Raw genomic sequence first — 26,661 nt, 5'->3', positions numbered from 1 at the left:
GACTGGGGCGAGCAAAGGCAGCCAACAAAGAAGCAGCTTAAAGAATGACGTGTATAAATAATGATAAAATTTGCTCTTTACGGTACCCTACCGCGGTTTTTCGCATTCTTGAGAGTAAAAAATGTCCACCACCTTGTTTAAAGATTTCACCTTCGAAGCCGCTCACCACCTGCCGCATGTACCGGAAGGGCATAAGTGTGGCCGTCTGCATGGTCACTCATTTATGGTGCGTCTTGAAATTACCGGTGAAGTCGATCCGCATACCGGTTGGATCATGGATTTTGCTGAGTTAAAAGCCGCGTTTAAGCCGACTTACGACAGACTCGATCACTACTATTTGAACGATATTCCTGGCTTAGAAAATCCAACCAGCGAAGTGCTGGCCAAATGGATTTGGGATCAGGTTAAACCTGTGGTCCCTCTGCTGAGTGCTGTAATGGTGAAAGAAACCTGCACAGCGGGCTGCGTTTATCGCGGCGAGTGATTTTAGGCTTGCCGGATGGCAACGCATCTTCTCCGGCCTGCATTGAGCAATAAACTATGGCCGGGTAAGCGAAACGCCCCCGGCAAAGTTATCAGGCAATATTCAGATACTTATGGGTCTGCATCGACAGACGCCAGTTACGCGCAATACAGGTATCAATGCACAAACGCGTCGCATCTTCTTTCTGGCTGATTGGCTGTAAGGCGATGATTCGCGGTTTGTCGTCACTCAACGTCGCCAGCAGTTCATCCAGTGCTTCAATATCGCGGACACGGCCAACCGGATGCTTGATTTCATTCGCGCGCTCCAGCGCCTGTGACAGCACATCATAGCCACCGCGCATATTCACCTTCGGCGATACGGTCACCCAGGTATTCGGCGTACAGCGTACTTCGTGCGTGCCGCTGGTCTCAATCTGGCAGCTAAAACCGTTCTTTTCCAGCAGGTCAGTCAGCGGCATCAGGTCATGAATGCAGGGCTCGCCACCGGTGATCACCACGTGACGGGCGGTATAGCCCTGACGCGAAATGACCGCCAGCAGATCTTCGCTGCTCGCAGCACCCCATTTATCGCTTTCTTTGGTCTTGGCCAGGATGCTGTACAGGGAGACTTCCCGATCCTCAAGCTTATCCCAGGTATGTTTGGTATCGCACCAGGCACAGCCAACCGGGCATCCCTGTAAACGAATAAAAATGGCGGGGACGCCGGTAAAGTAACCCTCACCTTGCAGGGTCTGGAACATCTCGTTAATCGGGTACTGCATAGCGCTCTCAATATGGGGATAAACGATAATTATCGCAGATCCCCGCCAAAGTATCATGCCCCATCGATGCTTTACGAGGCGATCGCTGCGACAAAGCGTGCCGTTATCTGCTGCGGACGGGTGATAGCCCCACCAACCACCACGGTATGGGCGCCTAATGCCAGGCATCGTGCAGCACGTTCCGGAGTATCGACGTTTCCTTCTGCCACAACCGGTACGCTAACTGCAGCCAACACATCACGTAAAAAACCGCAGTCGTTTTCCGCCAGCACATGCCCGGCAGTGTCAGCGGTATAACCGTAGAGCGTGGTGCCCACACAGTCAAAACCCAGGCGCTCAGCGGTCACCGCTTCGTCTACAGTGGCAATATCCGCCATCAGCAGTACGGACGGATAGCGAGCGCGGATCTGCGTGACCAGTTCTTCCAGCGTTTGCCCACCGGGGCGCGGGCGCGCTGTCGCATCCAGAGCAATAATTTCCGGCTCAACGGTCATCAGTTCATCGACTTCCTGTAAAGTGGCCGTGATAAAGACATCGCTACCCGGATAATCACGCTTGATAATCCCAATCACCGGCAGGGAGACGCTCTCTTTGATCGCGCGAATGTCCACCACGCTGTTCGCACGAATACCTACCGCACCGCCCTGCGCTGCCGCCAGCGCCATACGTGACATAATAAACGGGCTGTGCAGGGGCTCATTTTCCAGCGCCTGACAGGAAACAATTAATTTACCTTTCAGGGAATCCAGTACAGTTTTCATTACGATAAGATCTCTTCGACTTCGTTTTTAATGATGGTGACATGCGGACCATAAATCACCTGAACACCGTTACCGCGAATAATTACGCCACGGGCTCCGGTCGCTTTCAGCGCCGCTTCATCGACCTTGCTGCTCTCTTTCACCGTCACGCGCAGGCGTGTGGCACAACAATCCACCTCTTCCAGATTCTCTTTGCCTCCCAGCCCGGCGATCACTGCCGCTGCTCGCTCACTTTGCGGCAGGCCGGATTCAGTCGGCGCTGCGTTTTCACGACCTGGTGTCAACCAGTTAAAGCGGTTAATCAAATAGCGGAAGGTGAAGTAGTAAAGGAAGAACCACGGGATCCCCACCATGGGGACGTACATCCAGTTGGTTTTAGCTTCCCCCTGTAGCACGCCGAAAAGGAGGAAATCGATAAGCCCACCCGAAAAGGTTTGCCCGATGGTGATATGTAAAATATGCGCCATCATAAACGCCAGCCCATCGAAGAAGGCGTGAATGACGTATAACACGGGTGCGACAAACAGGAAGGAGAACTCGATAGGCTCAGTGATGCCTGTCAGGAAAGAGGTCAGGGCCGCTGACAACAGCAGACCAGCGACAAGTTTTCTGTTCTCAGGCTTGGCGGTGTGGTACATCGCCAGACATGCGCCAAGCAGGCCAAACATCATGGTGATGAAGCGCCCGGACATAAAGCGCGAGGTGCCCGCATAGAACTGCTGCGTATTCGGATCGGCAAGTTGCGCGAAGAAAATACGCTGCGTACCTTCAACTAACTGGCCGTTGACGATTTCACTACCGCCAAGCGCTGTCGTCCAGAACGGCAAATAAAAGATATGGTGTAAACCCAGTGGGCCAAGCATACGCAGGATGAAGCCGTACAACAGCGTCCCCAGATAGCCTGTCGCATCCACCAGACCACCCAGTCCAAAAATGAGTTTCTGGAAATGCGGCCAAACCACCGTCATGACCGCACCCACGACAATCGCGGCAAGGGAGCTAATAATCGGTACAAAGCGCGAACCGCTGAAGAAACCAAGGAACTGAGGTAATGAGACTTTATTGAAACGGCTATGCAGCGCGCAGGTGACAAGCCCAATCACCACCCCACCGAACACACCCGTTTCCAGTGTCTGAATACCCAGCGTCATCCCCTGGCCTACGGCACCGGGATTCTCGTGTGCCAGCGTTCCGTTGAGCGTCAATAAAGCGTTGATGGTGGCGTTCATCACCAGAAATGCCAGCAATGCCGCAAGCCCGGCGGTGCCTTTATCCGTTTTCGCCAGTCCCACTGCGACACCTACCGCAAAGAGCACCGACAGGTTGGCAAACACAATAGAACCTGCGCTGGTCATGATCGTGAAGATTGCCTGTAACCAGTCAACGTCCAAAAACGGATAAGCAGTCAATGTGTTTGGATTCGACAGCGCGCCGCCAATCCCTAACAACAGCCCCGCAGCGGGCAGTACCGCAATCGGCAGCATGAACGATTTGCCGAACCGCTGTGCCTTTTCGAACCATGCGCCCGATGAAGCGCCGCTAAACATTTGCATCATTTTTTCATCTCCCCGATTAATGATGAAAATTTTTACCATATTTAATATATAAAATGAAAATTATCATCAAAATCCAGGAAGCCGATCATACTTTTTTAAAATGACTGGCATCTCTCCCCTGCTTTCCGCCACACTATCAACAGATAAACGCATTAAGGATTTTGCATGTCAGAAAATGAAAACCTGCTGCTGAGATTGCGCCAGGGCGTTGACGGATATAGCCGAACACAGCAGAAGCTGGGAGAGTTTGTGCTCAGCGATCCGGCAAAAGTTGTCTACCTGACGATTACCGAACTGGCGCGTGAAAGTGACACCAGCGAGGCGAGCGTCACACGTCTGTGCCGCGCACTTGGGTGTAAGGGTTATAACGAATTCAAAATGGCGCTGGCACTCGATCTCCAGCAAGGACAGCCGGTAGAACACAGCGGGGATGAAATTGACAATGTGGTCAATGAATCCGTACAAGCACTGCAGGACACAGCAAAATTACTCGACAGGACATTACTGGAATCCGCCGCTTTGGCACTGCATCAGGCCCAGTCGGTACAGATTTATGGCGTAGCGGCCAGCGCTATTCTGGGTGAGTATTTACATTACAAACTCCTGCGCCTCGGCAAACCTGCACAATTGTTCAGTGACATGCATCGTGCTGCTATGAACGCTACAACGCTAAGCAAAGATACGCTGGTAGTGGCGATATCCAGTTCGGGATCCACGCGCGATCTGCTGCATGTCGTAAAGCTGGCGCGTAAGCAAGGCGTACGCGTACTGGCGCTGAGTAATACACCACGCAGTCCGCTGGCTTCGCTGAGTGATATTCAACTGGTCGCAGCCAAACCAGAAGGTCCGTTGAGCGCCGGCGCGCTAAACGCCAAGGTGGGTGTCATGCTGTTAGTGGAACTGCTCACCACGTCGCTGATTGGACTGGATGAAAAGTACAGCGATGTGAGCCAGCAAACCGCCAGCGCAACCCTTCCTCTACTGCTTTAAGAGCATAAAAAAAACCCGCCGCAGCGGGTTTTTACGTTAAGAGTTAAAGAACAGGATTACGCCTGACCTTTGATCTCTTTACGACCGTTGTACGGTGCTTGTTCACCCAGAGCTTCTTCGATACGAATCAGCTGGTTGTACTTAGCAACGCGGTCAGAACGGCTCATAGAACCAGTTTTGATCTGGCCTGCAGCGGTACCAACAGCCAGGTCAGCGATGGTAGCGTCTTCAGTTTCGCCAGAACGGTGAGAGATGACAGCGGTGTAGCCAGCGTCTTTCGCCATTTTGATCGCAGCCAGAGTTTCGGTCAGAGAACCGATCTGGTTGAATTTGATCAGGATGGAGTTAACGATGCCTTTTTCGATGCCTTCTTTCAGGATCTTGGTGTTAGTTACGAACAGATCGTCACCAACCAGCTGGATTTTGTCGCCCAGTACTTTAGTCTGGTATGCGAAACCGTCCCAGTCAGACTCGTCCAGACCATCTTCGATGGATACGATCGGGTACTGTTTGGTCAGTTCTTCCAGGAAGTGAGTGAATTCTTCGGAGGTGAATGCTTTGTTGCCTTCGCCAGCCAGAACGTATTTACCGTCTTTGTAGAATTCAGAAGCTGCACAGTCCATCGCCAGGGTGATGTCTTTGCCCAGCTCGTAGCCAGCTGCTTTAACCGCTTCAGCGATTACAGCCAGAGCTTCAGCGTTGGAACCCAGGTTCGGCGCGTAGCCACCTTCGTCACCAACTGCAGTGTTCATACCTTTAGCTTTCAGAACTTTAGCCAGGTTGTGGAACACTTCAGAACCCATACGAACGGCTTCTTTCAGAGTCTTAGCGCCAACCGGCTGAATCATGAATTCCTGGATGTCGACGTTGTTGTCAGCGTGCTCACCACCGTTGATGATGTTCATCATCGGAACCGGCATGGAGTATTTACCAGGAGTACCGTTCAGTTCAGCGATGTGTGCATACAGCGGCAGGCCTTTTGCAGCAGCTGCTGCTTTGGCGTTAGCCAGGGACACAGCCAGGATGGCGTTTGCACCGAAGTTGGATTTGTTTTCAGTACCGTCCAGATCGATCATGATCTTGTCGATGCCAGCCTGATCTTTAGCATCTTTACCCAGCAGAGCCTGAGCAATTGGGCCGTTAACAGCTGCAACAGCTTTCAGTACGCCTTTACCCATGAAACGGGATTTGTCGCCATCGCGCAGTTCCAGTGCTTCGCGGGAACCAGTAGAAGCACCTGACGGAGCTGCTGCCATACCAACGAAACCACCTTCCAGGTGTACTTCGGCTTCAACAGTCGGGTTACCACGGGAGTCGATGATTTCACGACCGATGATTTTAACGATTTTGGACATTAGATTTTCCTCAGTACAAGTTAAACTAAAACTCCAGACAAACAATGCACCCTAATGGGTGCATTGCCGTTCTAACTTATTTACTTCTTACTTCGCCTGACGCTTCTGATGTTCACTGGCGGCTTTCACAAAGCCGGCAAACAGCGGGTGCCCATCACGTGGCGTGGAAGTAAATTCCGGGTGGAACTGACAGGCCACGAACCACGGATGATTCGGTACCTCAATGATCTCGACCAACTGATCATCACCGGAACGGCCTGCAATACGCAGACCCGCAGCTTCAATCTGTTTCAACAGCATATTGTTGACTTCGTAACGGTGGCGATGGCGTTCAACAATTGTCGGCGCGCCGTACAGCTGACGAACCAGGCTATCGTCGCTCAACTGACACTGCTGCGCGCCAAGGCGCATTGTGCCGCCCAGATCGCTCTTCTCGGTACGGACTTCGACGTTGCCGTCTTCATCGCGCCATTCGGTAATCAGGGCCACCACCGGGTACTTACAGTCTGGCACAAATTCCGTGGAGTTGGCGTTGTCCATACCCACTACGTTACGTGCAAACTCAATCAACGCAACCTGCATACCCAGGCAAATGCCCAGATAAGGAATATTGTTCTCACGCGCAAAGCGCGCCGTCGCGATTTTACCTTCAACACCACGGTAGCCGAAGCCGCCTGGGATCAGGATTGCATCAAGACCTTTCAGGATCTCAACGCCACGCGTTTCGACATCTTGCGAATCGATCAGCTTGATGTTGACGGTGACACGATTCTTCAGACCACCGTGCTTCAGCGCTTCGATAACTGACTTATAGGCATCCGGCAGTTCAATGTACTTGCCGACCATACCGATAGTCACTTCGCCTGCCGGATTCGCTTCTTCGTAGATAACCTGTTCCCATTCTGACAGATTAGCTTCCGGACAGTTCAAGCTGAATCGTTTACAAATATAATCGTCAAGGCCCTGAGATTTCAACAGGCCCGGGATTTTATAGATGGAATCGACATCTTTCAGAGAAATCACCGCTTTTTCTGGAACGTTACAGAACAATGCAATTTTTGCACGTTCATTAGCCGGAACTGCGCGATCGGAGCGGCAAATCAGGATATCTGGCTGAATACCGATAGAAAGCAGCTCTTTTACAGAGTGCTGAGTCGGTTTAGTTTTGACTTCACCTGCCGCCGCCATGTACGGAACCAGCGTCAGATGCATAAACAGCGTGTGCTCACGGCCAATTTCTACGGCCATCTGGCGAATCGCTTCAAGGAACGGCAGAGATTCGATATCCCCAACGGTTCCGCCGATTTCGACCAGAACAACATCATGACCTTCACCGCCTTCCAGAACGCGCTCTTTAATGGCATTCGTGATGTGCGGGATAACCTGAACTGTTGCGCCCAGGTAGTCGCCACGGCGCTCTTTACGCAGAACGTCGGAGTAGATACGACCCGTAGTGAAGTTGTTGCGGCGGCTCATTTTGGTACGAATGAAACGCTCATAGTGACCCAGGTCCAGGTCGGTTTCAGCGCCGTCTTCGGTAACGAACACTTCCCCGTGTTGGATTGGGCTCATAGTACCTGGATCGACGTTGATGTACGGATCCAGTTTCATCATGGTTACATTGAGGCCACGGGCTTCAAGAATGGCTGCCAGGGAGGCTGCGGCAATGCCTTTTCCCAGAGAGGATACGACCCCGCCGGTCACAAAAATATAGTTCGTTGTCATGCTGGACCTGAGAAGTTAGGGTGAAACGATGGAATTACCAAGACGGGAAAGTAGTATACCCGAACATGACGAGCGCCACAAACTTTCATTATCCCCTCTCCTTCGTTCTTCAAGCCGCACCGGTGTTGGCTTCCTTCACTCACCCCAGTCACATAGCATTTCTATGTTCCTGGAGATTCTTTCAGTCGCCGCCTTGTTGCGACTCGAATAACTCGAAGAGGCAGTATACAAGGTGTTTCATCAACATAACGGGAAGAGAAAATAGCCTCTTTTGGGTAAATGTTTTTGACGTAAATCAAGCGCTTGTTATTTAAAAAATCACACAAATCGCCCTTGACCGACGAAATCCCTTAGAGATCAATTTCCTGCCGTTTTACCTGTTGCCAGACTTCTTCCATAGTTTCCAAATCAACACCAGTCATTTCCAGACCGCGCGAAGCCACAATTCGCTCAACTTCACGAAAACGCCGCTCAAACTTCTCGTTCGCTTTCTGCAATGCGGTCTCTGCTTTAGTGCCTAAATGCCGGGCCATATTAACCGTAGCAAACAGCAGATCGCCCATTTCCTCCTCCAGTTTAGCCTGGTCGACAACAGCCTGCTTAGCCTCAAACATGACTTCGTCGATCTCTTCGTAAACCTTGTCGACAACCGGTCCTAACGTTTTCCAGTCAAAGCCAACATTTGAGCAGCGTTTCTGGATTTTTTGGGCGCGCATTAATGCCGGTAAACTGCGGGGAATATCGTCGAGTGCGGAATGCTGTGCCTTCTGGGCGCGTTCTTCACTTTTGATTTTTTCCCAACGGGTCAAAACCTCAGTACTGTTACTGGCAGAAACATCAGCAAAAACATGTGGGTGACGGCGTTCAAGTTTATCGCTTATCGCAGCACAAATATCATCAAAGTTGAAGCGTCCTTCTTCCTGCGCCATCTGGGCGTAAAACACAACCTGGAACAGCAGGTCGCCCAGCTCTCCGCGCAGGTCGTCAAAGTCTTCACGCGCAATCGCGTCCAGCACTTCATAGGTTTCTTCGAGGGTGTAAGGGGCAATAGTGGAGAATGTCTGCTCTTTGTCCCACGGACAGCCGTTTTCCGGGTCGCGCAGGCGCTGCATAATACCGAGCAGTCGGTCGATTTGATTCATTGGGATATCCTGAAATTTCAATACAGTAGACCGGATAAGGCGATAGCCGACATCCGGCAACATAGCAATGCCTGATGGCAACGCTAACGCGTCTTATCAGGCCTACAAGGTTATCCGGCCTACAAAATAATTAATTACCGTGCAAGCGACGTGCGTCGATCACATCCGGTACCTGGTTCAGCTTGCCAAGCACGCGCCCGAGCACCTGCAGGTTATAAATTTCGATGGTCATATCGATAGTGGCCAGCTGTTGTTTGGTATCACTTCGGCTGGCAACGCCCAGCACGTTCACCTTCTCGTTGGCGAGAATCGTAGTGATATCACGTAACAAGCCGCTGCGATCGTTGGCCTGGACGCGAACCACCAGCGAATACCCTGCCGAGTAGCTTTCGCCCCAGACTGCATCAACAATACGTTCCGGCGCATGGGAGCGCAGCTCAGCCAGCTGTTCACAATCCGCCCGGTGCACGGAAATACCGCGTCCCTGGGTAATAAACCCGACAATCTCATCGCCAGGAATCGGCTGGCAGCAGCGGGCGATGTGGTGCATCAGGTTACCTACCCCTTCCACCACCACACGACCGTCGTCTTTACGACGGCTCTGCGGTGCTTGCGTTTTCTGCTGAAGCTGTTTCAGCGCGGCGGCATCCTGTTCGGCAGCGCTTGGCTTATTAAACTGCGCCTGCAGGAAGTTCACCATTTGGTTGAGGCGGATGTCTCCTCCGCCAATCGCCGCCAGCAACTCGTCCAGCTCATTGAAGCTGTAGCGCGGTAGCAGGTGTTTTTCCGCCTCTTTCAGGCTGATACCTAAATGCGCCAGCTCATCGTCGAGGATCTGGCGACCAGCAAGGATGTTTTTGTCGCGGTCCTGTTTACGGAACCAGGCGTGGATCTTCGAACGCCCACGACTGGTGGTTACGTAGCCAAGGTTAGGATTCAGCCAGTCGCGGCTTGGGTTTGGCTGTTTCTGGGTGATAATTTCAATTTGATCGCCCATCTGCAGCTGGTAAGTAAACGGTACGATGCGCCCACCAATTTTCGCGCCAATGCAACGATGCCCCACATCGCTATGAATGTGGTAAGCAAAATCGAGCGGCGTGGAGCCCGCAGGTAAGTCTACAACGTCCCCTTTTGGCGTAAAGACGTACACGCGGTCATCAAAGACCTGGCTACGGACTTCATCCAGCATTTCACCGGAATCCGCCATCTCTTCCTGCCAGGCAATCAGCTTACGCAGCCACGCAATGCGATCTTCATGACCAGAACGCGCCGCGCCTGAAGCGGTGCCCTCCTTGTACTTCCAGTGCGCCGCGACGCCCAGTTCGGCATCTTCGTGCATCTGTTTGGTACGGATCTGAATTTCGATGGTTTTCCCGCCCGGCCCCAGTACAACCGTATGGATTGACTGGTAGCCATTGGGTTTCGGATTAGCAACGTAATCATCGAACTCATCCGGCAGATGGCGATAGTGAGTATGTACTATCCCGAGTGCGGCATAGCAGTCCTGTAAACGCTCTGCCACGATACGCACTGCGCGTACATCGAACAGTTCATCGAAGGCCAACTGCTTTTTCTGCATTTTGCGCCAGATGCTGTAGATATGCTTCGGACGTCCATACACTTCGGCTTTGACGCCTTCCGTTTTCATCTCTGAGCGCAAATGACCGACGAACTCATCAATGTAATGTTCCCTGTCGATACGACGTTCATGCAGCAGCTTGGCTATGCGTTTGTATTCAGCCGGGTGCAGATAACGGAAGCAATAATCTTCCAGCTCCCATTTTAATTGCCCGATTCCCAAACGGTTGGCCAGCGGCGCATAGATATTGGTGCACTCTTTTGCCGCCAGAACGCGTTCATCTTCCGGCGCGTCTTTCACTTCACGCAGATGGGCAATCCGCTCTGCCAGCTTGATGACCACACAGCGGAAGTCATCTACCATTGCCAGCAGCATACGGCGGACGTTATCGACCTGCTCGGAAGAAACTGAATCGGTATGCGTGGCTTTAAGCTGGCGTATTGCCGCCATATCACGCACACCGTGGATAAGATGAACAATGGATTTGCCCACGCTCTCGCGCAGGATGTCTTCACTGACCACGTTGGCATCAGCCAGAGGGAACAGCATTGCTGCACGCAGCGTGTCGATATCCATGCTCAACATGGAGAGAATTTCTACCATCTCCACGCCACGCCACAGCAGCAGATCCGCATCCGGATGCCCCTGTGTCTGCTGGAGGCAGTACGCCCAGGTTTCGGCTAAGCGTTCACACGACTGCTGGCTGGAGATCCCCAGACTCGCGATCCATTTCTTTGGATCAAACTCACCAGCTTTATTTATATGTGCACTTCTTACCGCAACCATTGTCCTCTCCTTAAGGGGCCAGGCCTGTCGAAGTCGACAAGCCCTACCCATTGTCTTTCATGCTGCATTACAACCCGAAATCCAATGGGTACAAAATTCATTACAAACGCTCAAACAGGACCATTGATTCCAGGTGTCCAGTGTGCGGAAACATATCGAGCATCGCCAGTCGCCGTATGGCGTATCCAGCGTTGAGCAAAGCATCGCTGTCACGAGCCAGCGTTGCTGGGTTACAGGATACATAAACAACGCGTATAGGTTCTAATTTTATAATATGTTGCATCACACCTGCAGCCCCCGCACGCGCAGGATCGAGCAATACTTTGTCAAATCCGTTTTTCGCCCACGGCTGTCGGGTAACATCTTCCTCAAGGTTTTCATGAAAGAATGTCACATTGTGTAATCCGTTATTCAGCGCGTTTTCTCGGCCTTTTTCCACCAACGCCGGAACACCTTCCACGCCAACCACGCTTGCTGCCCGAGTTGCCAGCGGTAGGGTAAAATTTCCCATTCCACAGAACAGATCGAGTACACGATCTTCAGGTTGCACATCCAGCCATTCCAGCGCACGGGCGACCATTTGTTGGTTTACCCCTTCATTGACCTGAATAAAATCGCGCGGGCTGAAGGTTAACCGTAGTCCATTTGAATCATACCAGGGCGATTCTTCTGATATTGATTCCAGTATCTCGCTTTGCGGGGCCAGAAACAAAGACAGCCCCTGAGAATGCGAAAAGCATTCCAGTTTTTCTTTATCCGCAGCACTCAATGGCGCCGTGTGGCGCAAAATCATCAGGGTTCCGCTTCCCGCCTGTACCAGCTCAACATGGCCTAGATGGCGTAACCCTTGCAGACTTTCCAGACACGCTCTGAGATGGGGCAATAACGCCTCAAGCTGGGGCACCAAAATAGGGCATTGTTTGACATCGATAATGTCGCTGGAACCGGATTTGCGAAACCCCATCTGCAATTTTTGTTCTTTTGGCCGATAGTTCAGACTCAAACGTGCGCGACGACGATAGCCCCATGGGGCATCAGCTATAACATCAGACACCTCACATTTCATTAAACGCGACAACGCCGCGCTTTTGCTACGCTGCTGCAATGAGATGCTGGCATGCTGCTGCTGGCAACCGCCGCACACGCCAAAATGCGGACAACGTGGCACTTCACGCTGTGGGCTGTCGTTTAAACGTCGTTTTACTTGCGCGCGGGCAAACTGTTTTTTATCTTCGGTAATCACCACCTCGGCGCTTTCCTGGGGTAGCAATTCCGGTATAAACAACGCCTTTCCGTTATGGCGAGCGACGCCCTGACCGAAAGGATCAAGGTCATTGACGGTAACGGTTATGATCTGACGCGTCGTCACGCGTCGTTTTGCAGAGTAGAATTGCGCCATCGACGAGATATTTCTCTATTTAACAGTGTGACCCTAATTGTCCCATAACGGAACTCCATGACCAACTACAGCCTGCGCGCACGCATGATGATTCTGATCCTGGCCCCGACCGTCCTGATAGGTTTGTTGCTCAGTATCTTTTTTGTTGTGCATCGCTATAACGACTTGCAGCGTCAACTGGAAGATGCTGGTGCCAGCATCATTGAACCACTCGCGGTCTCCAGCGAATATGGCATGAACCTGCAAAACAGGGAATCCATCGGCCAGCTTATCAGCGTGCTGCATCGTCGCCATTCCGATATTGTGCGGGCAATTTCTGTTTATGACGAAAATAACCGACTGTTCGTCACCTCTAATTTTCATCTCGATCCGTCTGAAATGCAGTTGGCGACAGGTTCACCGTTTCCCCGGAAGCTGAGCGTCACCCGGCACGGGGATATCATGATCCTGCGAACCCCTATTATATCGGAAAGCTATTCACCGGATGAATCCGCCGTAAGCGACGCCAAAAACACCAAAAATATGCTGGGGTATGTGGCGCTTGAGCTGGACCTTAAGTCCGTACGATTGCAGCAGTACAAAGAGATCTTTATCTCCAGCGTAATGATGCTGTTTTGTATTGGTATTGCGTTAATTTTCGGCTGGCGTCTGATGCGCGACGTGACCGGCCCGATTCGCAATATGGTGAATACCGTTGACCGAATACGTAGAGGACAGCTCGACAGCCGCGTGGAAGGTTTCATGCTGGGCGAGCTGGATATGCTTAAAAATGGCATCAACTCGATGGCTATGTCTCTCGCTGCTTACCATGAAGAGATGCAGCACAACATCGATCAGGCCACCTCTGACCTGCGCGAAACGCTGGAGCAGATGGAAATCCAGAACGTCGAGCTGGATCTGGCGAAGAAACGCGCCCAGGAAGCGGCACGTATTAAGTCTGAGTTTCTGGCAAACATGTCCCACGAGCTGCGAACACCGCTGAATGGCGTGATTGGCTTCACCCGTCTGACGCTAAAAACCGAGCTCAACACCACACAGCGCGATCACCTGAATACCATTGAACGCTCGGCTAACAATCTGCTGGCCATCATCAATGATGTACTCGACTTCTCCAAACTTGAGGCGGGCAAGCTGATTCTGGAAAGCATTCCGTTCCCGCTGCGCAGCACGCTGGATGACGTCGTTACGCTGTTAGCGCATTCATCCCATGATAAAGGGCTTGAGCTGACGCTGAATATTAAGAATGACGTACCGGACAACGTCATCGGTGACCCGCTGCGTTTACAGCAGGTGATCACCAATCTGGTCGGCAATGCCATCAAATTTACCGAAGGCGGCAACATCGACATTCTGGTCGAGAAGCGAGCCCTCAGTAACACGAAAGTGCAAATTGAAGTGCAAATCCGCGATACCGGGATCGGTATTCCTGAGCGCGATCAGTCACGCCTGTTCCAGGCTTTCCGTCAGGCGGATGCCAGTATTTCCCGGCGTCATGGCGGAACCGGGCTAGGTCTGGTCATTACGCAAAAACTGGTCAACGAAATGGGTGGAGATATCTCCTTCCACAGCCAACCTAATCGGGGTTCCACGTTCTGGTTCCATATCAGCCTCGATCTCAACCCTAACGTGCTTATTGATCGTTCGACAACCCGATGCCTTGCCGGTAAACGACTGGCCTACGTCGAACCTAACGCCACCGCCGCACAATGCACGTTAGATATCTTGAGTGAAACACCGCTGGAGGTGATTTACAGCCCTTCGTTCTCCGGGTTGCCAGCGGAGCACTACGACATTCTGCTGCTCGGCATTCCGGTCACTTTGCGCGAACCACTCACCATGCAGCATGAGCGGCTGGCAAGCGCAGCAGCGATGACCGACTTCTTGTTGCTAGCCTTGCCTTGTCATGCACAAATTAACGCTGAGAAATTGAAACAGGGCGGCGCGGCGGCGTGTCTGTTGAAACCTCTCACCTCAACCCGCTTACTGCCTGCGCTGACAGAGTATTGTCAGCTAAACCACAGCGCGGATCCGCTGCTGTTAGATGAAAGCAAAATTGCGATGACCGTCATGGCGGTAGACGACAACCCGGCGAACCTCAAGCTGATTGGCGCATTGCTGGAAGATAAGGTACAGCACGTCGTGCTGTGTGACAGCGGGCATCAGGCGGTGGATCGCGCCAGACAAATGCCGTTTGACCTGATCCTGATGGATATTCAGATGCCAGACATGGACGGTATTCGTGCCTGCGAACTGATCCACCAGCTTCCTCATCAACAGCAGACACCGGTCATTGCGGTCACCGCACACGCCATGGCCGGGCAGAAAGAGAAGCTGCTCAGCGCCGGGATGAACGATTACCTGGCGAAGCCTATCGAGGAAGATAAGCTGCATAATCTGCTGTTACGTTACAAACCGGGCGCAAGCACATCGCTGCGGGCACTCACAGCAGAACCTCTTGAGCCGGTCGTCAATCCGAACACGACGCTCGACTGGCAACTGGCATTAAGGCAAGCCGCGGGTAAGAACGATTTGGCGCGGGATATGCTGCAAATGCTGATCGATTTTCTGCCTGAGGTGCGTAACAAAATCGAAGAGCAACTGGTCGGAGAGAACCCCGAAGGGCTGGTGGATATGATTCACAAGCTGCACGGCAGTTGCGGTTATAGTGGTGTCCCCCGCATGAAAAACCTGTGTCAGCTCATTGAACAACAGCTACGCAGTGGAACCAAAGAAGAAGAGCTGGAACCTGAGTTTTTAGAGCTTCTGGATGAAATGGACAACGTTGCACGCGAAGCGAAACGGATATTGGGGTGATATTCGCCGGATGCGGCGTAAACGCCTTATCCGGCCTACAGGTTTCGCTGTTTGCCGTAGGCCCAATAAGCATCGCGCATCGGGCAGTAAACGCCTTATCCAGCCTACAGGCTTCGCTGTTTGCCGTAGGCCCGATAAGCGTCGCGCATCGGGCAGTAAACGCCTTATCCGGCCTACAGGTTTCACTGTTTACCGTAGAGCCGATAAGCGTCGCGCATCGGGCAGTAAACGCCTTATCCGGCCTACAGGTTTCGCTGTTTGCCGTAGGCCCGATAAGCGTCGCGCATCGGGCAGTAAACGCCTTATCCGGCCTACAGGTTTCGCTGTTTGCCGTAGGCCCGATAAGCGTCGCGCATCGGGCAGTAAACGCCTTATCCGGCCTACAGGTTTCGCTGTTTGCCGTAGGCCCGATAAGCGTCGCGCATCGGGCAGTAAACGCCTTATCCGGCCTACAGGTTTCGCTGTTTGCCGTAGGCCCGATAAGCGTCGCGCATCGGGCACATCGACGAATGCGGCTAACAATTCAGCGTAATTGCTGCCCTGCTTTAAGCGTTGCGGCTACGTTTCGCGCCGTCATTCGTACGTTGTCGCTCGCGTTCTTTAGCGCCTCATCCAGGGTACAGATGGTATAGATGACGCTGAAAACCGCATCCAGTCCATGCTCGTGTACGACCCCCACATCGGCCGTCAGGCTACCTGCGATACCGATAACCGGCTTGTTGTAACGCTTTGCGACCTTCGCCACGCCAACCGGAACCTTACCGTGAATGGTCTGACTATCAATGCGCCCTTCACCTGTGACCACTAAATCCGCATCCGCAACGCAGGCATCAAGGTGTAACGCATCGGTCACTATCTCAATACCGCAGCGTAACTGTGCGCCGCAAAACGCATACAGCGCCGCCCCCATACCACCCGCCGCACCACCACCGGCCAGATCCAGCACGTTGATGTCCAGATCGCGGGCAATAAGTCGCGCATAGTGCGTGAGCGCCCGATCCAGGCGGGTAATCATCTCCGGCGTCGCCCCTTTTTGCGGACCAAAAACCGCGGATGCGCCCTCTTTTCCAGTCAACGGGTTGGTCACATCGCAAGCCACTTCTATAAGGCACCCGGCAAGACGGCTGTCTAACTGAGAAATATCAATCTGGGACAGAGATTCCAGACCGATTCCGCCTTGCGCAATTTCGTTATTTTGCGCATCCAGCAGTTTTGCTCCCAGCGCTTGCACCATCCCGGCACCGCCATCATTGGTGGCGCTACCGCCAATCCCAATGATGATATGCTCAACGCCAGCGTCCAGCGCATGACGGATTAACTCCCCGGTTCCCCAGGACGTCGTTTTCAGCGGATCGCGTAAACCCACAGGAACCTGTTCCAGTCCGCTGGCGGCCGCCATTTCGATAAACGCCGAGCGCTCATCACCAGATAAACCATAAAATGCCTGAATTGTGTTGCCCAAAGGGCCGGTAACATCAACATGCACAAGGTGACCTTGCGTTGCGGCAACCATCGCTTCGACCGTTCCTTCACCGCCGTCCGCGACTGGGATCTTCACGTAATCCGCATCGGGCCAGATCTCACGAAACCCCTGCTCAATAGCCGTTGCCACTTCAAGCGCACTCAAACTTTCCTTATAGGAATCCGGTGCGATTACTATTTTCATAAAGCATCCTTACGCATGTTGACTGTGTTAAGCATACACCAGGAGAAAAACCGCTCACTTTATGGGAGCGGTCCCAGTTCGCTTAGCGTACCATGCACGGACGCTTATTATCAAACGTCCAGTTCGGGATCAGATACTGCATTCCCATCGCATCATCACGAGCCCCCAGTCCATGTTGCTGGTACAGCTCATGCGCTTTCATGACCTGATCCATATCCAGTTCCACGCCCAGACCCGGTTTTGCCGGAACCTGCACCATGCCGCCTTTGATTTCAAACGGCTCTTTGGTCAAGCGCTGGTTGCCTTCCTGCCAGATCCAGTGGGTGTCGATAGCGGTAATTTTTCCCGGAGCCGCCGCCGCGACATGCGTAAACATCGCCAGCGAAATATCAAAATGGTTGTTAGAGTGCGATCCCCAGGTCAGCCCGAACTCATGGCACATCTGCGCCACACGGACAGAACCCTGCATAGTCCAGAAGTGCGGGTCCGCCAGTGGTATATCCACGGACTGTAACGACAGTGTATGCCCCATCTGACGCCAGTCGGTGGCGATCATGTTGGTGGCGGTCGGCAGACCGGTGGCGCGGCGGAACTCCGCCATCACTTCACGACCGGAGAAACCCTGCTCGGCACCGCACGGATCTTCCGCATAGGCCAGAGACCCCTTCAGATATTTGCCGATCTTAATCGCTTCATTTAGCGACCACGCGCCGTTCGGATCCAGCGTGACGCGGGCCTGCGGGAAGCGCTTCGCCAGCGCAACGATAGATTCTGCTTCCTCTTCCCCGGCCAGCACACCGCCTTTCAGTTTAAAGTCGTTGAAACCATACTTCTCATACGCGGCTTCCGCCAGGCGCACTACCGCATCCGGGGTCATCGCTTCTTCATGACGCAGACGATACCAGTCGCATTTCTCATCCGGCTGACTCTGGTACGGCAGCGGCGTTGCCTTACGGTTACCCACGAAGAACAGATAACCCAACATTTCAACTTCGCTACGCTGCTGGCCATCCCCCAGCAAAGAGGCGACGTTTACGCCCAGATGCTGACCTAACAGATCCAACATCGCCGCTTCGATCCCTGTAACCACATGAATAGTGGTACGTAAATCGAAGGTCTGCAAACCGCGACCGCCCGCATCACGATCGGCAAAAGTATTGCGTACTGCATTCAGCACATTTTTGTATTCACCTAACGTTTTGCCTACCACCAGCGGGATCGCATCTTCCAGCGTTTTGCGGATTTTTTCGCCGCCGGGAATTTCACCCACGCCGGTATGACCGGAGTTATCTTTAATAATCACAATATTGCGCGTGAAGAACGGAGCATGTGCGCCGCTCAGGTTCATCAACATGCTGTCATGACCCGCAACCGGAATAACCTGCATAGAGGTAACCAATGGGGTAGAAAATTGTGCGCTCATAATTAAGTCCTTATTCAAAATTAGTGGCGGCCGAAAACGGGACGTTTACGGTCAAAAGTCCATCCGGGGATCAGATACTGCATTGGGCCTGCGTCATTACGCGCGCCGCCGGGCAGCGCCTTATAGGCTTCATGCGCTTTCTGTACCTGATCCCAGTCCAGTTCCACGCCCAGACCGGGCGCATCGGGTACCGCAATTTTTCCGTTTTTAATCTCCAGCGGATTTTTGGTCAGACGGCAATCGCCCTCCTGCCAGATCCAGTGGGTATCAATAGCCGTTGGATTACCCGGTGCAGCCGCACCAACGTGGGTGAACATCGCCAGGGAAATATCAAAATGATTGTTAGAATGGCAGCCCCAGGTCAGGCCCCAGTCATCGCATAACTGTGCCACGCGTACCGCGCCAGAAAGGGTCCAGAAGTGCGGATCGGCCAGCGGAATATCTACTGAATTCAGCATCACCGCATGGCCCATTTCACGCCAGTTGGTAGCTATCATGTTCGTTGCTACCGGCAGACCGGTTGCACGGCGGAACTCGGCCATCACTTCACGGCCAGAAAAACCCTGTTCAGCGCCGCATGGATCTTCGGCGTAGGTCAGAACATCGTTCAGCCCTTTACACAGGGAGATGGCTTCATCCAGCAGCCAGGCACCGTTGGGATCAACCGTAATACGCGCATCCGGGAAGCATTTTTTCAGCGCACGAGCGGTGTCGATTTCCTGCTCGCCAGGCAGTACACCGCCCTTGAGTTTGAAATCTTTAAAGCCGTAGCGATCCTGCGAAGCCTGAGCCAGACGTACCACAGCCTCACTGTTCATCGCTTGCTGATGACGCAGGTGATACCACTCATGGTTTCCCGGCGTACTTTCCAGATACGGTAAATCGGTCTTTGTGCGATCGCCCACGTAGAACAGATAGCCGAGTACGGTGACCGCATCGCGCTGCTTGCCCGGCCCTAACAGTTCACAAACCGGCACGTTCAGCGCCTTACCCAGCAGGTCGAGCAATGCGGCTTCCAGCGCCGCTACCGCATTGACCCGCAGTTCAAAGGTCCAGGCGCCTTTGCCAAAGGTGTCAAAATCAGCGGCCTGGTTGCCTTTATGCACCTGCTGCACCACCTTATTCAGGCGCGCCACTTCCTGGCCCAGCACCTGCGGAATCGCATCCACCAGCGTCTGATAAATCACTTCACCACCAGGCGCTTCACCGACACCGGTGTTTCCGGCATTATCGGTGAGCACCACGATATTACGAGTAAAGTATGCGTTATGCGCGCCGCCAATATTGAGCAGCATGCTGTCATGACCGGCCACCGGGATGACCTTCATATCGGTAATAACGGGACTCGATTGTGTTGTCATCATCATTGTCCTGCGACAGGTTTCAGTTCGATACGTTTAATATCGCCCACCAGCACCAGATAGCTCACCACCGCAATCAGCGCATGTACCCCGACGTAAATCAACGCGCCGTTAAACGAGCCGGTAGTCCCGACGATGTAGCCGATAGCAATTGGCGTGACGATGCCGGAGATGTTGCCAAACATGTTGAACAAACCGCCGCTCAGACCGCTGATCTCTTTAGGTGCGGTATCAGCCATCACTGCCCATCCCAACGCGCCGATACCTTTGCCGAAGAAGGCCAGCGCCATAAAGCCGATGATCATCCACTCCACATTGACGTAGTTACAGAACACCATCACCATCGACAGCAGCATACCGAGTACGATTGGCGTTTTACGGGCGATATTCAGCGAACCGGTACGGCGCATCAACCAGTCGGAAATAATGCCGCCGAGCACGCCGCCGGCGAATCCGCAAATGGCCGGAACCGAAGCAACAAAACCGGCTTTCAAAATCGACATACCGCGAGCCTGCACCAGATAAACCGGGAACCAGGTGATAAAGAAGTAGGTCAGCGCGTTAATGCAGTATTGGCCGATGTAAATCCCGATCATCATCCGTGAACCCAGCAGCTGTTTGATTTGCCCCCACTTCACGCTAAACGGCACTTTTGTTTTGGCTGCCGCCTGATCCATGTTGATCAGCGCCCCACCTTCGGCAATGTACTCCAGCTCTTTTTGGTTTACGCCCGGGTGCTGGTTCGGTTCATGAATCACCTTCAGCCAGACGAAGCTGATAACAATCCCAAGACCGCCCATAAAGAAGAACACGTGCGACCAACCCACTTCGTGGGTCAGCCAACCCATGATTGGCGCGAAGATAACGGTGGCAAAGTATTGCGCAGAGTTAAAGATAGCGACCGCTGTGCCCCTTTCCTGTGCCGGGAACCACGCCGCCACAATACGACTGTTGCCGGGGAAGGAGGGCGCTTCAGCTAAACCAACGAGGAAGCGCAAAGTAAACAGCGCAACGATAATGCCGAAACCACTGAAGATATCGACAAAACCCTGCAGCAGGGTAAACATGGACCAAATAAAGATGGACCAGAAATAAACGCGTTTTGAACCAAAGCGGTCGAGCAACCAGCCGCCGGGGATCTGGCCGATAACATAGGCCCATGAGAAAGCGGAGAATACATACCCCATCCCTACCGCATCCAGACCAATGTCTTTGGCCATCTCCGAACCGGCAATGGATAAGGTGGCGCGATCGCCGTAGTTGAAGGATGTGACGATAAACAGCATCACCACTATCCAGTAGCGAGCGTTAGTGCGTTTTTCCGCGCTGCTCGCCGCCTGACTTAATGAACTCATTGTTGCACTCCTGAATCCTGGCTTTCGCCAGTTCATTCTGTACAGCACCTGTAGGGTGATCAGAATGAGAGGTTAGTGTGTGGCAGTGTTGGTACAGCTCAGGGCCGTTTTATTCTGACTCGCTGCCATTCCGGGAACTGACGGGAAAAGTATATGAAGGAGTGCCACTTGCCCTCACCGTGCATGAACACAACATTAGGGAGGCAGTGAGAAGTTGTTTGGGGCATAAGCCCAAAGTAGTGGAAGTTAGTTCACGTAATTAGGGTTTTATTGCCGGGTGGCGGCTTCGCCTGGCCCGGCTTGCGGTTCAAAGGGGGGTTGCATGCCCGTACGAGCGAGGGAGTTATTTAAGCAAGGTTCCCCAGTTTTTTACCCAGGGATTGGATTCGCTTTCCGGTTCAGGATGCTCGCTGGCATCAATCAGCAGCATTTCTCCTACACGGTGGGCGCTTTGTTCCTGCAACAAGGCATCGAACTGTTTGCCGCCATTGCAGAAATTAACGTAGCTACTGTCGCCCAGCCCAATTACCCCGTAATGCAGATTTGGCTGGAAACCGAGATTATCTTTGATCCCTTGAAACAGCGGCACGATGCTATCCGGCAGATCGCCCTGCCCGGTCGTGGAAGTCACCACCAGTACATATTTATCCTGATATGCCTGCCAGTCGCTAAGCTCCGGATCTTCGAACACCGTAGCTTTATGACCCTGCGCCGTCAAAATAGCTTCGGCCTCTTCGGCAACCAGCAGCGCGTTTCCGTACATCGTGCCGACAAAAATTCCAATTTCCGCCATAACCGTAATCTCCTGGGACTTAAGAATCTATCTGCTCATCCTGACCTGACAGCCCGCTGAACTCAACCCTTTCATTCTCAGGGAGAAGTCCACGCCAGCCAAACTGTGATAACGCCTGCATCCAGACGTCATCCAGTCCGGCTCGAATAACCAGCGGTTCGCCGGTGAAAGGATGGGTCAGCGCAAGCTGGCTGGCATGCAGCATCAATCTCTGGCAACCGAAATGCTCTGCGGCGCTGCGGTTTTGCCGCAAATCACCGTGCTTGCTGTCGCCGATAATCGGATGGCGCAAGTGCGCCAGATGGCGTCTGAGCTGGTGCTTGCGACCGGTTTTAGGGTCCAGTTCCACCAGCCCGTAACGGGTAGTCGGATAACGCCCGGTCGCTACCGGCATTTCTACCGTTGCCAGGCCACGATAATGGGTGACAGCAGGCTGCGGGCCTTTATCATCACGGGCAAACTTATCGGCAATCTTATCCAGCTCTTCGACCAGCGGGTAATCCAGCACGGCATCATCCATCAGCCAGCCACGCACAATCGCATGATAGCGTTTCTGAATTTGATGATGTTCAAACTGCTGGGACAGCAAACGCCCGGCTTCGCTGGACAGTCCCATCAGCAGCACGCCGGAGGTTGGTCTGTCGAGACGATGGGCGGTAAATACGTGCTGACCAATTTGGTCGCGCACCGTTTGCATCACCACCACTTTCTCATCCCGGTCAAGCCAACTGCGGTGAACCAACCAGCCCGAAGGTTTATTGACGGCGACCAGCCATTCGTCCTGATAAAGAATTTCCAGCATCAGGCGTTATCACTTGTAAACAGCGCATCCAGCTCCTGCAATGCCGCCAGAAGAATGTCGCGTTGCGGGTGATCGGCTGCCAGCGCCATTTCGTAATACGGTGCGACGGCAAAAGCTTGCGGAAGCGGCTGCGCGTTATCAATCAACGTATGCATGCGGGGAATCAACACCCACTGCAGCCACTCGACCGGCTCCATGGTATCCATACAAAAAGGCTGCGTACTGGTAAACAGATGCTCTGCTGGCTCATCCATCCGCCAGTGATGATGTTCACGCAGTAGCGCTTCAAGTGCGTGTAACTGCTGGCGCACACGGTCATGAGTCGTCATGAAATTAACCTCAATGATGAAAAAATCTGGCGCGAAGAATAGCACTAGTGAAGGGAAATAAAAAAAGGGAGCACTGTAAAAACAGTGCTCCCGGTTCGTTTCGCAGCATTCCAGCTACTTTTAGTGCTCCCTGCTCATCCGTGACAACTTTTCCTGTGGTCTTGCGACCGTGTTCATCCTGAACTTTTGCATCCTGCTCACATCACCCCGATGTGAAAACTTCATCCTGAAGTATCCTGGCCATCCAGACCCGCCGAACATCCTGACCGGCTCTCATTCTCCATCCTGGAGGTGTCCTTTAACGCATCCAGCGTCTTCCTCTTTGCTTCGTCCTGAAACCTGTCCTTGCAACACCGTCCTGGTGTGTCCTGGCGAAGAGCCATCATCCTGATGTTCTCTTCGTTGTGCGACTCCTTGTCGACAGATATAGAATCGCCTGTTTCGCTTTGTCTTACAAGATGCTTACAGGCTTACCCTTACGATTATTTTCGTATGAAAGTTGACAATAAAACACTAACCAATTGAATAATAATAAATTATTATTTTATCAATTCATTAAGTCTTTACTTATCACCTGGCAATGTCCTACAGGGTTTGTAAGAGATCTCTCACAAGGTTCAGGGCAAACTGGATTACAGAACTGGCTTAAGTTGAGTGAGGAATTCCGCAAGTGAGGCCGCCAGCACCGTTCGTTTACGGGTTCCCAGCGTTTCTTTGCACACTTCACCGGACAGATTGCACACCGAAATGACGTCAAGCTCATTATCTTGTGTGGCAATAAAAAGCGTAGGTGATAGCTTGAGGCGCTTTTGCGTAACCAGATGACCAATCAGGTTTTCCTGAACGCGCCTGAAGTCATCTTCACTCCAGGTTTGCAGCAGCGTGAGCTTTTCATCCGCAAACTGCGCGTGCATATCACCAGCAAACTGAGTGGTGTAAAAAGCGTGAACGGCAGATTGTACCACAATATCAAAGGCCCGTTCAACCGCATTGAGGTTATTTTCGCCGACAAAAGGTTGAGGCTGCCAAAATACGGCATCGTCTGTGGAAGAAATGATGCACGGAGAAGGTACGCCATACAGCTCTTCGCTGAGCGGCCAACTGTTGTTTTTTTCATGCCATGCGTCGCAATAACGCGTCGTAAAGGCTATCAACGCCTGCGCTGTCAATTCGTTCACTGATTTCTCTCTTCACAAAAGCCAGGATACACTTGTCGCATAGTGTATCTGGTTTATGACGGTGAAACATGTCCTCTTATGAAAATCATCAGGCGCTTAACGGCCTGACTCTCGGTAAATCAACGGATTACCGAGACAGTTACGATGCAAGTCTGTTGCAGGGCGTTCCGCGCAGCCTGAATCGCGACCCGCTGGATTTAAAGGCCGATAACTTGCCTTTTCACGGTGCGGATATCTGGACGCTGTATGAACTGTCGTGGCTGAATGCCAACGGCTTACCACAAGTCGCGATCGGTCACGTGGAACTGGATTACACCAGCGTAAATCTGATTGAGTCGAAAAGCTTTAAGCTTTACCTGAACAGTTTTAACCAGACGCGTTTTGATTCCTGGGACGCGGTACGCCAGACACTGGAAAACGATCTTCGCGCCTGCGCTCAGGGCGATGTCAGCGTGGCGCTGTACCGCCTTGACGAACTGGAAGGGCAGCCGATAGCCCACTTTAATGGGACCTGTATCGACAATCAGGATATCGTCATCGACAACTATCAGTTCAGCACTGCGTATCTGGAAAATGCCGTGAGCGGTGAAAAGGCAGTCGAAGAGACGCTGGTCAGCCACCTGCTGAAATCCAACTGTCTGATCACCCATCAGCCCGACTGGGGCTCCATACAAATTCAGTATCGTGGACGGAAAATCGACAGAGAGATGCTGCTGCGTTATCTGGTCTCCTTCCGCCACCATAATGAATTTCATGAGCAGTGCGTGGAACGTATTTTCAATGACATTCTGCGCTTCTGCCAGCCAGAGAAACTGAGCGTCTATGCACGCTACACGCGACGTGGTGGTCTGGACATTAACCCATGGCGCACCAACACCGATTTCACTCCGGCAACCGGTCGTCTGGTACGTCAGTAATCTTTTTTCTCAATTTTGCGTGCCGGATTCCGCGCGCAAGGTTGTGAAAGGTCATAAGCCAGGGCTATTGTAATCAATAGGGAATGACGTGTTGCGTCCCATAAGGAGTTTACTTGATTACACATATTAGCCCGCTTGGCTCAATGGACATGTTGTCGCAGCTGGAAGTCGATATGCTTAAACGCACGGCCAGCAGCGACCTGTATCAACTGTTTCGTAACTGTTCGCTTGCCGTTCTGAACTCCGGCAGTTTGACTGACAACAGTAAAGAACTGCTGTCCCGCTTTGAAAGTTTCGATATTAACGTACTGCGCCGCGAACGGGGCGTGAAGCTGGAACTGATCAACCCACCTGAAGATGCGTTTGTTGATGGACGCATTATTCGTGCGCTACAGGCTAACCTGTTTGCCGTACTGCGCGACATTCTGTTCGTAAATGGACAGATCCATAACGCCGGTCGTTTTCAGCATCTGGATCTCGAAAGCTCGGTGCATATTACCAACCTCGTATTCTCGATCCTGCGTAATGCCCGGGCGCTGCACGTCGGTGAAGCGCCGAACATGGTCGTCTGCTGGGGCGGTCACTCAATCAACGAAAATGAGTACCTGTATGCCCGTCGCGTCGGCACCCAACTGGGTCTGCGCGAACTGAACATCTGTACCGGCTGCGGTCCGGGGGCGATGGAAGCGCCAATGAAAGGCGCTGCGGTCGGCCACGCCCAGCAGCGATACAAAGACAGCCGCTTTATTGGCATGACCGAACCGTCAATCATCGCCGCTGAACCGCCTAACCCGCTGGTAAACGAACTGATCATCATGCCGGACATTGAAAAACGTCTGGAAGCGTTCGTGCGTATCGCCCACGGTATTATCATCTTCCCGGGTGGCGTAGGGACAGCAGAAGAGCTGCTGTATCTGCTGGGGATCCTGATGAATCCGGCCAACAAAGATCAAGTGCTGCCGCTGATCCTGACCGGACCAAAAGAGAGTGCGGATTACTTCCGCGTGTTGGACGAATTTATCGTGCACACGCTGGGGGAAGATGCGCGTCGCCACTATCGCATTATCATTGACGATGCGGCAGAAGTGGCGCGTCTGATGAAAAAAGCGATGCCGCTGGTGAAAGAAAACCGTCGCGACACCGGAGATGCCTACAGTTTTAACTGGTCGATTCGTATCGCACCTGATTTGCAGATGCCGTTCGAGCCGTCCCATGAAAACATGGCCAACCTGAAGCTGTACCCGGATCAACCCGTTGAAGTATTGGCCGCCGACCTGCGTCGTGCATTCTCGGGTATTGTGGCCGGTAACGTGAAGGAGGTCGGCATTCGCGCCATCGAAGAGTTTGGCCCGTACAAAATCCACGGTGACCGCGAAATGATGCGCCGCATGGACGATCTCCTGCAGGGCTTTGTTGCACAACATCGCATGAAGTTGCCAGGCTCCGCGTACATCCCTTGCTACGAGATCTGCGCCTGACCTTC

General features: G+C 52.8%; 22 protein-coding genes. 6 read left to right on the top strand and 16 right to left on the bottom strand.

Translation table 11 applies throughout. From position 1 onward, the window contains the following. The first annotated feature begins 121 nt into the window (after positions 1-121). The gene (gene queD, locus SK35_RS04975; protein WP_003825707.1) at positions 122-484 is read left to right on the top strand and encodes a 6-carboxytetrahydropterin synthase QueD; all 363 of its coding nucleotides are present in this window, start codon (positions 122-124) and stop codon (positions 482-484) included. Positions 485-575: 91 nt separating this feature from the next. Here queD and queE read toward each other — a convergent pair whose 3' ends face one another. The 3 genes from queE to SK35_RS04960 all read right to left on the bottom strand — a co-directional run bounded on the left by queE (position 576) and on the right by SK35_RS04960 (position 3,564). Continuing rightward, positions 576-1,247, bottom strand: a complete 672-nt coding sequence (gene queE / locus SK35_RS04970; protein WP_003034139.1) for a 7-carboxy-7-deazaguanine synthase QueE — start codon at positions 1,245-1,247, stop codon at positions 576-578. Between the two features lie 71 nt (positions 1,248-1,318). Further along, complete coding sequence (locus SK35_RS04965) at positions 1,319-2,008, bottom strand: N-acetylmannosamine-6-phosphate 2-epimerase (protein ID WP_032944829.1); 690 nt, start codon at positions 2,006-2,008, stop codon at positions 1,319-1,321. Then, a complete protein-coding gene (locus SK35_RS04960; protein ID WP_003034134.1) occupies positions 2,008-3,564 on the bottom strand; it encodes a maltose/glucose-specific PTS transporter subunit IIC in 1,557 nt (518 codons plus the stop codon). Before SK35_RS04960 ends, SK35_RS04965 begins: the two co-directional genes overlap by 1 nt. A 165-nt stretch (positions 3,565-3,729) precedes the next feature. Here SK35_RS04960 and SK35_RS04955 point away from each other — a divergent pair, with 165 nt between their 5' ends. Continuing rightward, positions 3,730-4,554: a MurR/RpiR family transcriptional regulator gene (locus SK35_RS04955; RefSeq protein ID WP_048215652.1), complete on the top strand. Its 825-nt coding sequence runs from the start codon at positions 3,730-3,732 to the stop codon at positions 4,552-4,554. A 56-nt stretch (positions 4,555-4,610) separates the two neighbouring features. On the opposite strand, the gene eno is transcribed toward SK35_RS04955, so the two are convergent. From eno to rlmD, 5 genes are all read right to left on the bottom strand, one after another. After that, positions 4,611-5,909: a phosphopyruvate hydratase gene (gene eno / locus SK35_RS04950; protein WP_003034129.1), complete on the bottom strand. Its 1,299-nt coding sequence runs from the start codon at positions 5,907-5,909 to the stop codon at positions 4,611-4,613. An 87-nt stretch (positions 5,910-5,996) separates the two neighbouring features. Beyond that, complete coding sequence (gene pyrG / locus SK35_RS04945) at positions 5,997-7,634, bottom strand: glutamine hydrolyzing CTP synthase (protein WP_003034127.1); 1,638 nt, start codon at positions 7,632-7,634, stop codon at positions 5,997-5,999. A 350-nt stretch (positions 7,635-7,984) separates the two neighbouring features. Continuing rightward, positions 7,985-8,776, bottom strand: coding sequence for a nucleoside triphosphate pyrophosphohydrolase (gene mazG / locus SK35_RS04940; protein WP_003825693.1), 792 nt, complete (start codon positions 8,774-8,776; stop codon positions 7,985-7,987). Positions 8,777-8,906: 130 nt separating this feature from the next. Further along, positions 8,907-11,141, bottom strand: a complete 2,235-nt coding sequence (gene relA / locus SK35_RS04935) for a GTP diphosphokinase (RefSeq protein WP_003825690.1) — start codon at positions 11,139-11,141, stop codon at positions 8,907-8,909. Between the two features lie 100 nt (positions 11,142-11,241). Next, entirely contained in the window at positions 11,242-12,540 is a 1,299-nt protein-coding gene (rlmD, locus tag SK35_RS04930) for a 23S rRNA (uracil(1939)-C(5))-methyltransferase RlmD (protein WP_008785684.1), read from the bottom strand. Between the two features lie 57 nt (positions 12,541-12,597). Between rlmD and barA the strand changes: the two genes are divergently transcribed. Both barA and SK35_RS04920 read left to right on the top strand, forming a co-directional pair. Then, complete coding sequence (gene barA, locus SK35_RS04925; RefSeq protein ID WP_048215651.1) at positions 12,598-15,354, top strand: two-component sensor histidine kinase BarA; 2,757 nt, start codon at positions 12,598-12,600, stop codon at positions 15,352-15,354. Beyond that, positions 15,351-15,986 (top strand): hypothetical protein, encoded by a 636-nt coding sequence (locus SK35_RS04920; protein ID WP_187426978.1) that lies wholly within the window; start codon positions 15,351-15,353, stop codon positions 15,984-15,986. The genes barA and SK35_RS04920 overlap by 4 nt, the downstream gene beginning before the upstream one ends. Here the strand turns inward: SK35_RS04920 and SK35_RS04915 are convergent. From SK35_RS04915 to syd, 8 genes are all read right to left on the bottom strand, one after another. Further along, entirely contained in the window at positions 15,878-17,020 is a 1,143-nt protein-coding gene (locus SK35_RS04915; RefSeq protein WP_048215649.1) for a glycerate kinase, read from the bottom strand. The genes SK35_RS04920 and SK35_RS04915 overlap by 109 nt on opposite strands. Positions 17,021-17,102: 82 nt before the next feature. Further along, positions 17,103-18,443 (bottom strand): glucarate dehydratase, encoded by a 1,341-nt coding sequence (gene gudD, locus SK35_RS04910; protein ID WP_003034111.1) that lies wholly within the window; start codon positions 18,441-18,443, stop codon positions 17,103-17,105. 20 nt (positions 18,444-18,463) lie between these two features. Next, positions 18,464-19,804 (bottom strand): enolase C-terminal domain-like protein, encoded by a 1,341-nt coding sequence (locus tag SK35_RS04905; protein ID WP_048215648.1) that lies wholly within the window; start codon positions 19,802-19,804, stop codon positions 18,464-18,466. Between the two features lie 2 nt (positions 19,805-19,806). Continuing rightward, entirely contained in the window at positions 19,807-21,159 is a 1,353-nt protein-coding gene (gudP, locus tag SK35_RS04900; RefSeq protein WP_048215647.1) for a galactarate/glucarate/glycerate transporter GudP, read from the bottom strand. Positions 21,160-21,502: 343 nt separating this feature from the next. Further along, positions 21,503-21,952, bottom strand: a complete 450-nt coding sequence (locus SK35_RS04895) for a flavodoxin (protein WP_048215646.1) — start codon at positions 21,950-21,952, stop codon at positions 21,503-21,505. 19 nt (positions 21,953-21,971) lie between these two features. Further along, the gene (gene truC / locus SK35_RS04890; protein ID WP_003825671.1) at positions 21,972-22,754 is read right to left on the bottom strand and encodes a tRNA pseudouridine(65) synthase TruC; all 783 of its coding nucleotides are present in this window, start codon (positions 22,752-22,754) and stop codon (positions 21,972-21,974) included. Continuing rightward, entirely contained in the window at positions 22,754-23,083 is a 330-nt protein-coding gene (locus SK35_RS04885; RefSeq protein WP_003825670.1) for a YqcC family protein, read from the bottom strand. The genes truC and SK35_RS04885 overlap by 1 nt, the downstream gene beginning before the upstream one ends. A gap of 632 nt (positions 23,084-23,715) precedes the next feature. Next, a complete protein-coding gene (syd, locus tag SK35_RS04880) occupies positions 23,716-24,261 on the bottom strand; it encodes a SecY-interacting protein (protein WP_048215645.1) in 546 nt (181 codons plus the stop codon). Between the two features lie 68 nt (positions 24,262-24,329). Between syd and queF the strand changes: the two genes are divergently transcribed. Together queF and ppnN are read left to right on the top strand one after the other, a co-directional pair. Then, complete coding sequence (gene queF, locus SK35_RS04875; RefSeq protein WP_048215644.1) at positions 24,330-25,178, top strand: NADPH-dependent 7-cyano-7-deazaguanine reductase QueF; 849 nt, start codon at positions 24,330-24,332, stop codon at positions 25,176-25,178. 113 nt (positions 25,179-25,291) lie between these two features. Next, positions 25,292-26,656 carry a nucleotide 5'-monophosphate nucleosidase PpnN gene (gene ppnN / locus SK35_RS04870; protein ID WP_003840366.1) on the top strand — a complete coding sequence of 455 codons (1,365 nt, stop codon included), beginning with the start codon at positions 25,292-25,294 and terminating at the stop codon, positions 26,654-26,656. Positions 26,657-26,661 lie beyond the last annotated feature (5 nt).

The sequence above is a fragment of the Citrobacter sp. MGH105 genome, from assembly GCF_001037485.2.
Classification (GTDB): Bacteria; Pseudomonadota; Gammaproteobacteria; order Enterobacterales; family Enterobacteriaceae; genus Citrobacter; species Citrobacter portucalensis.
Note: the sequence above shows the minus strand (reverse complement) of the source record. Positions and strands in the feature narration are given on the sequence as shown.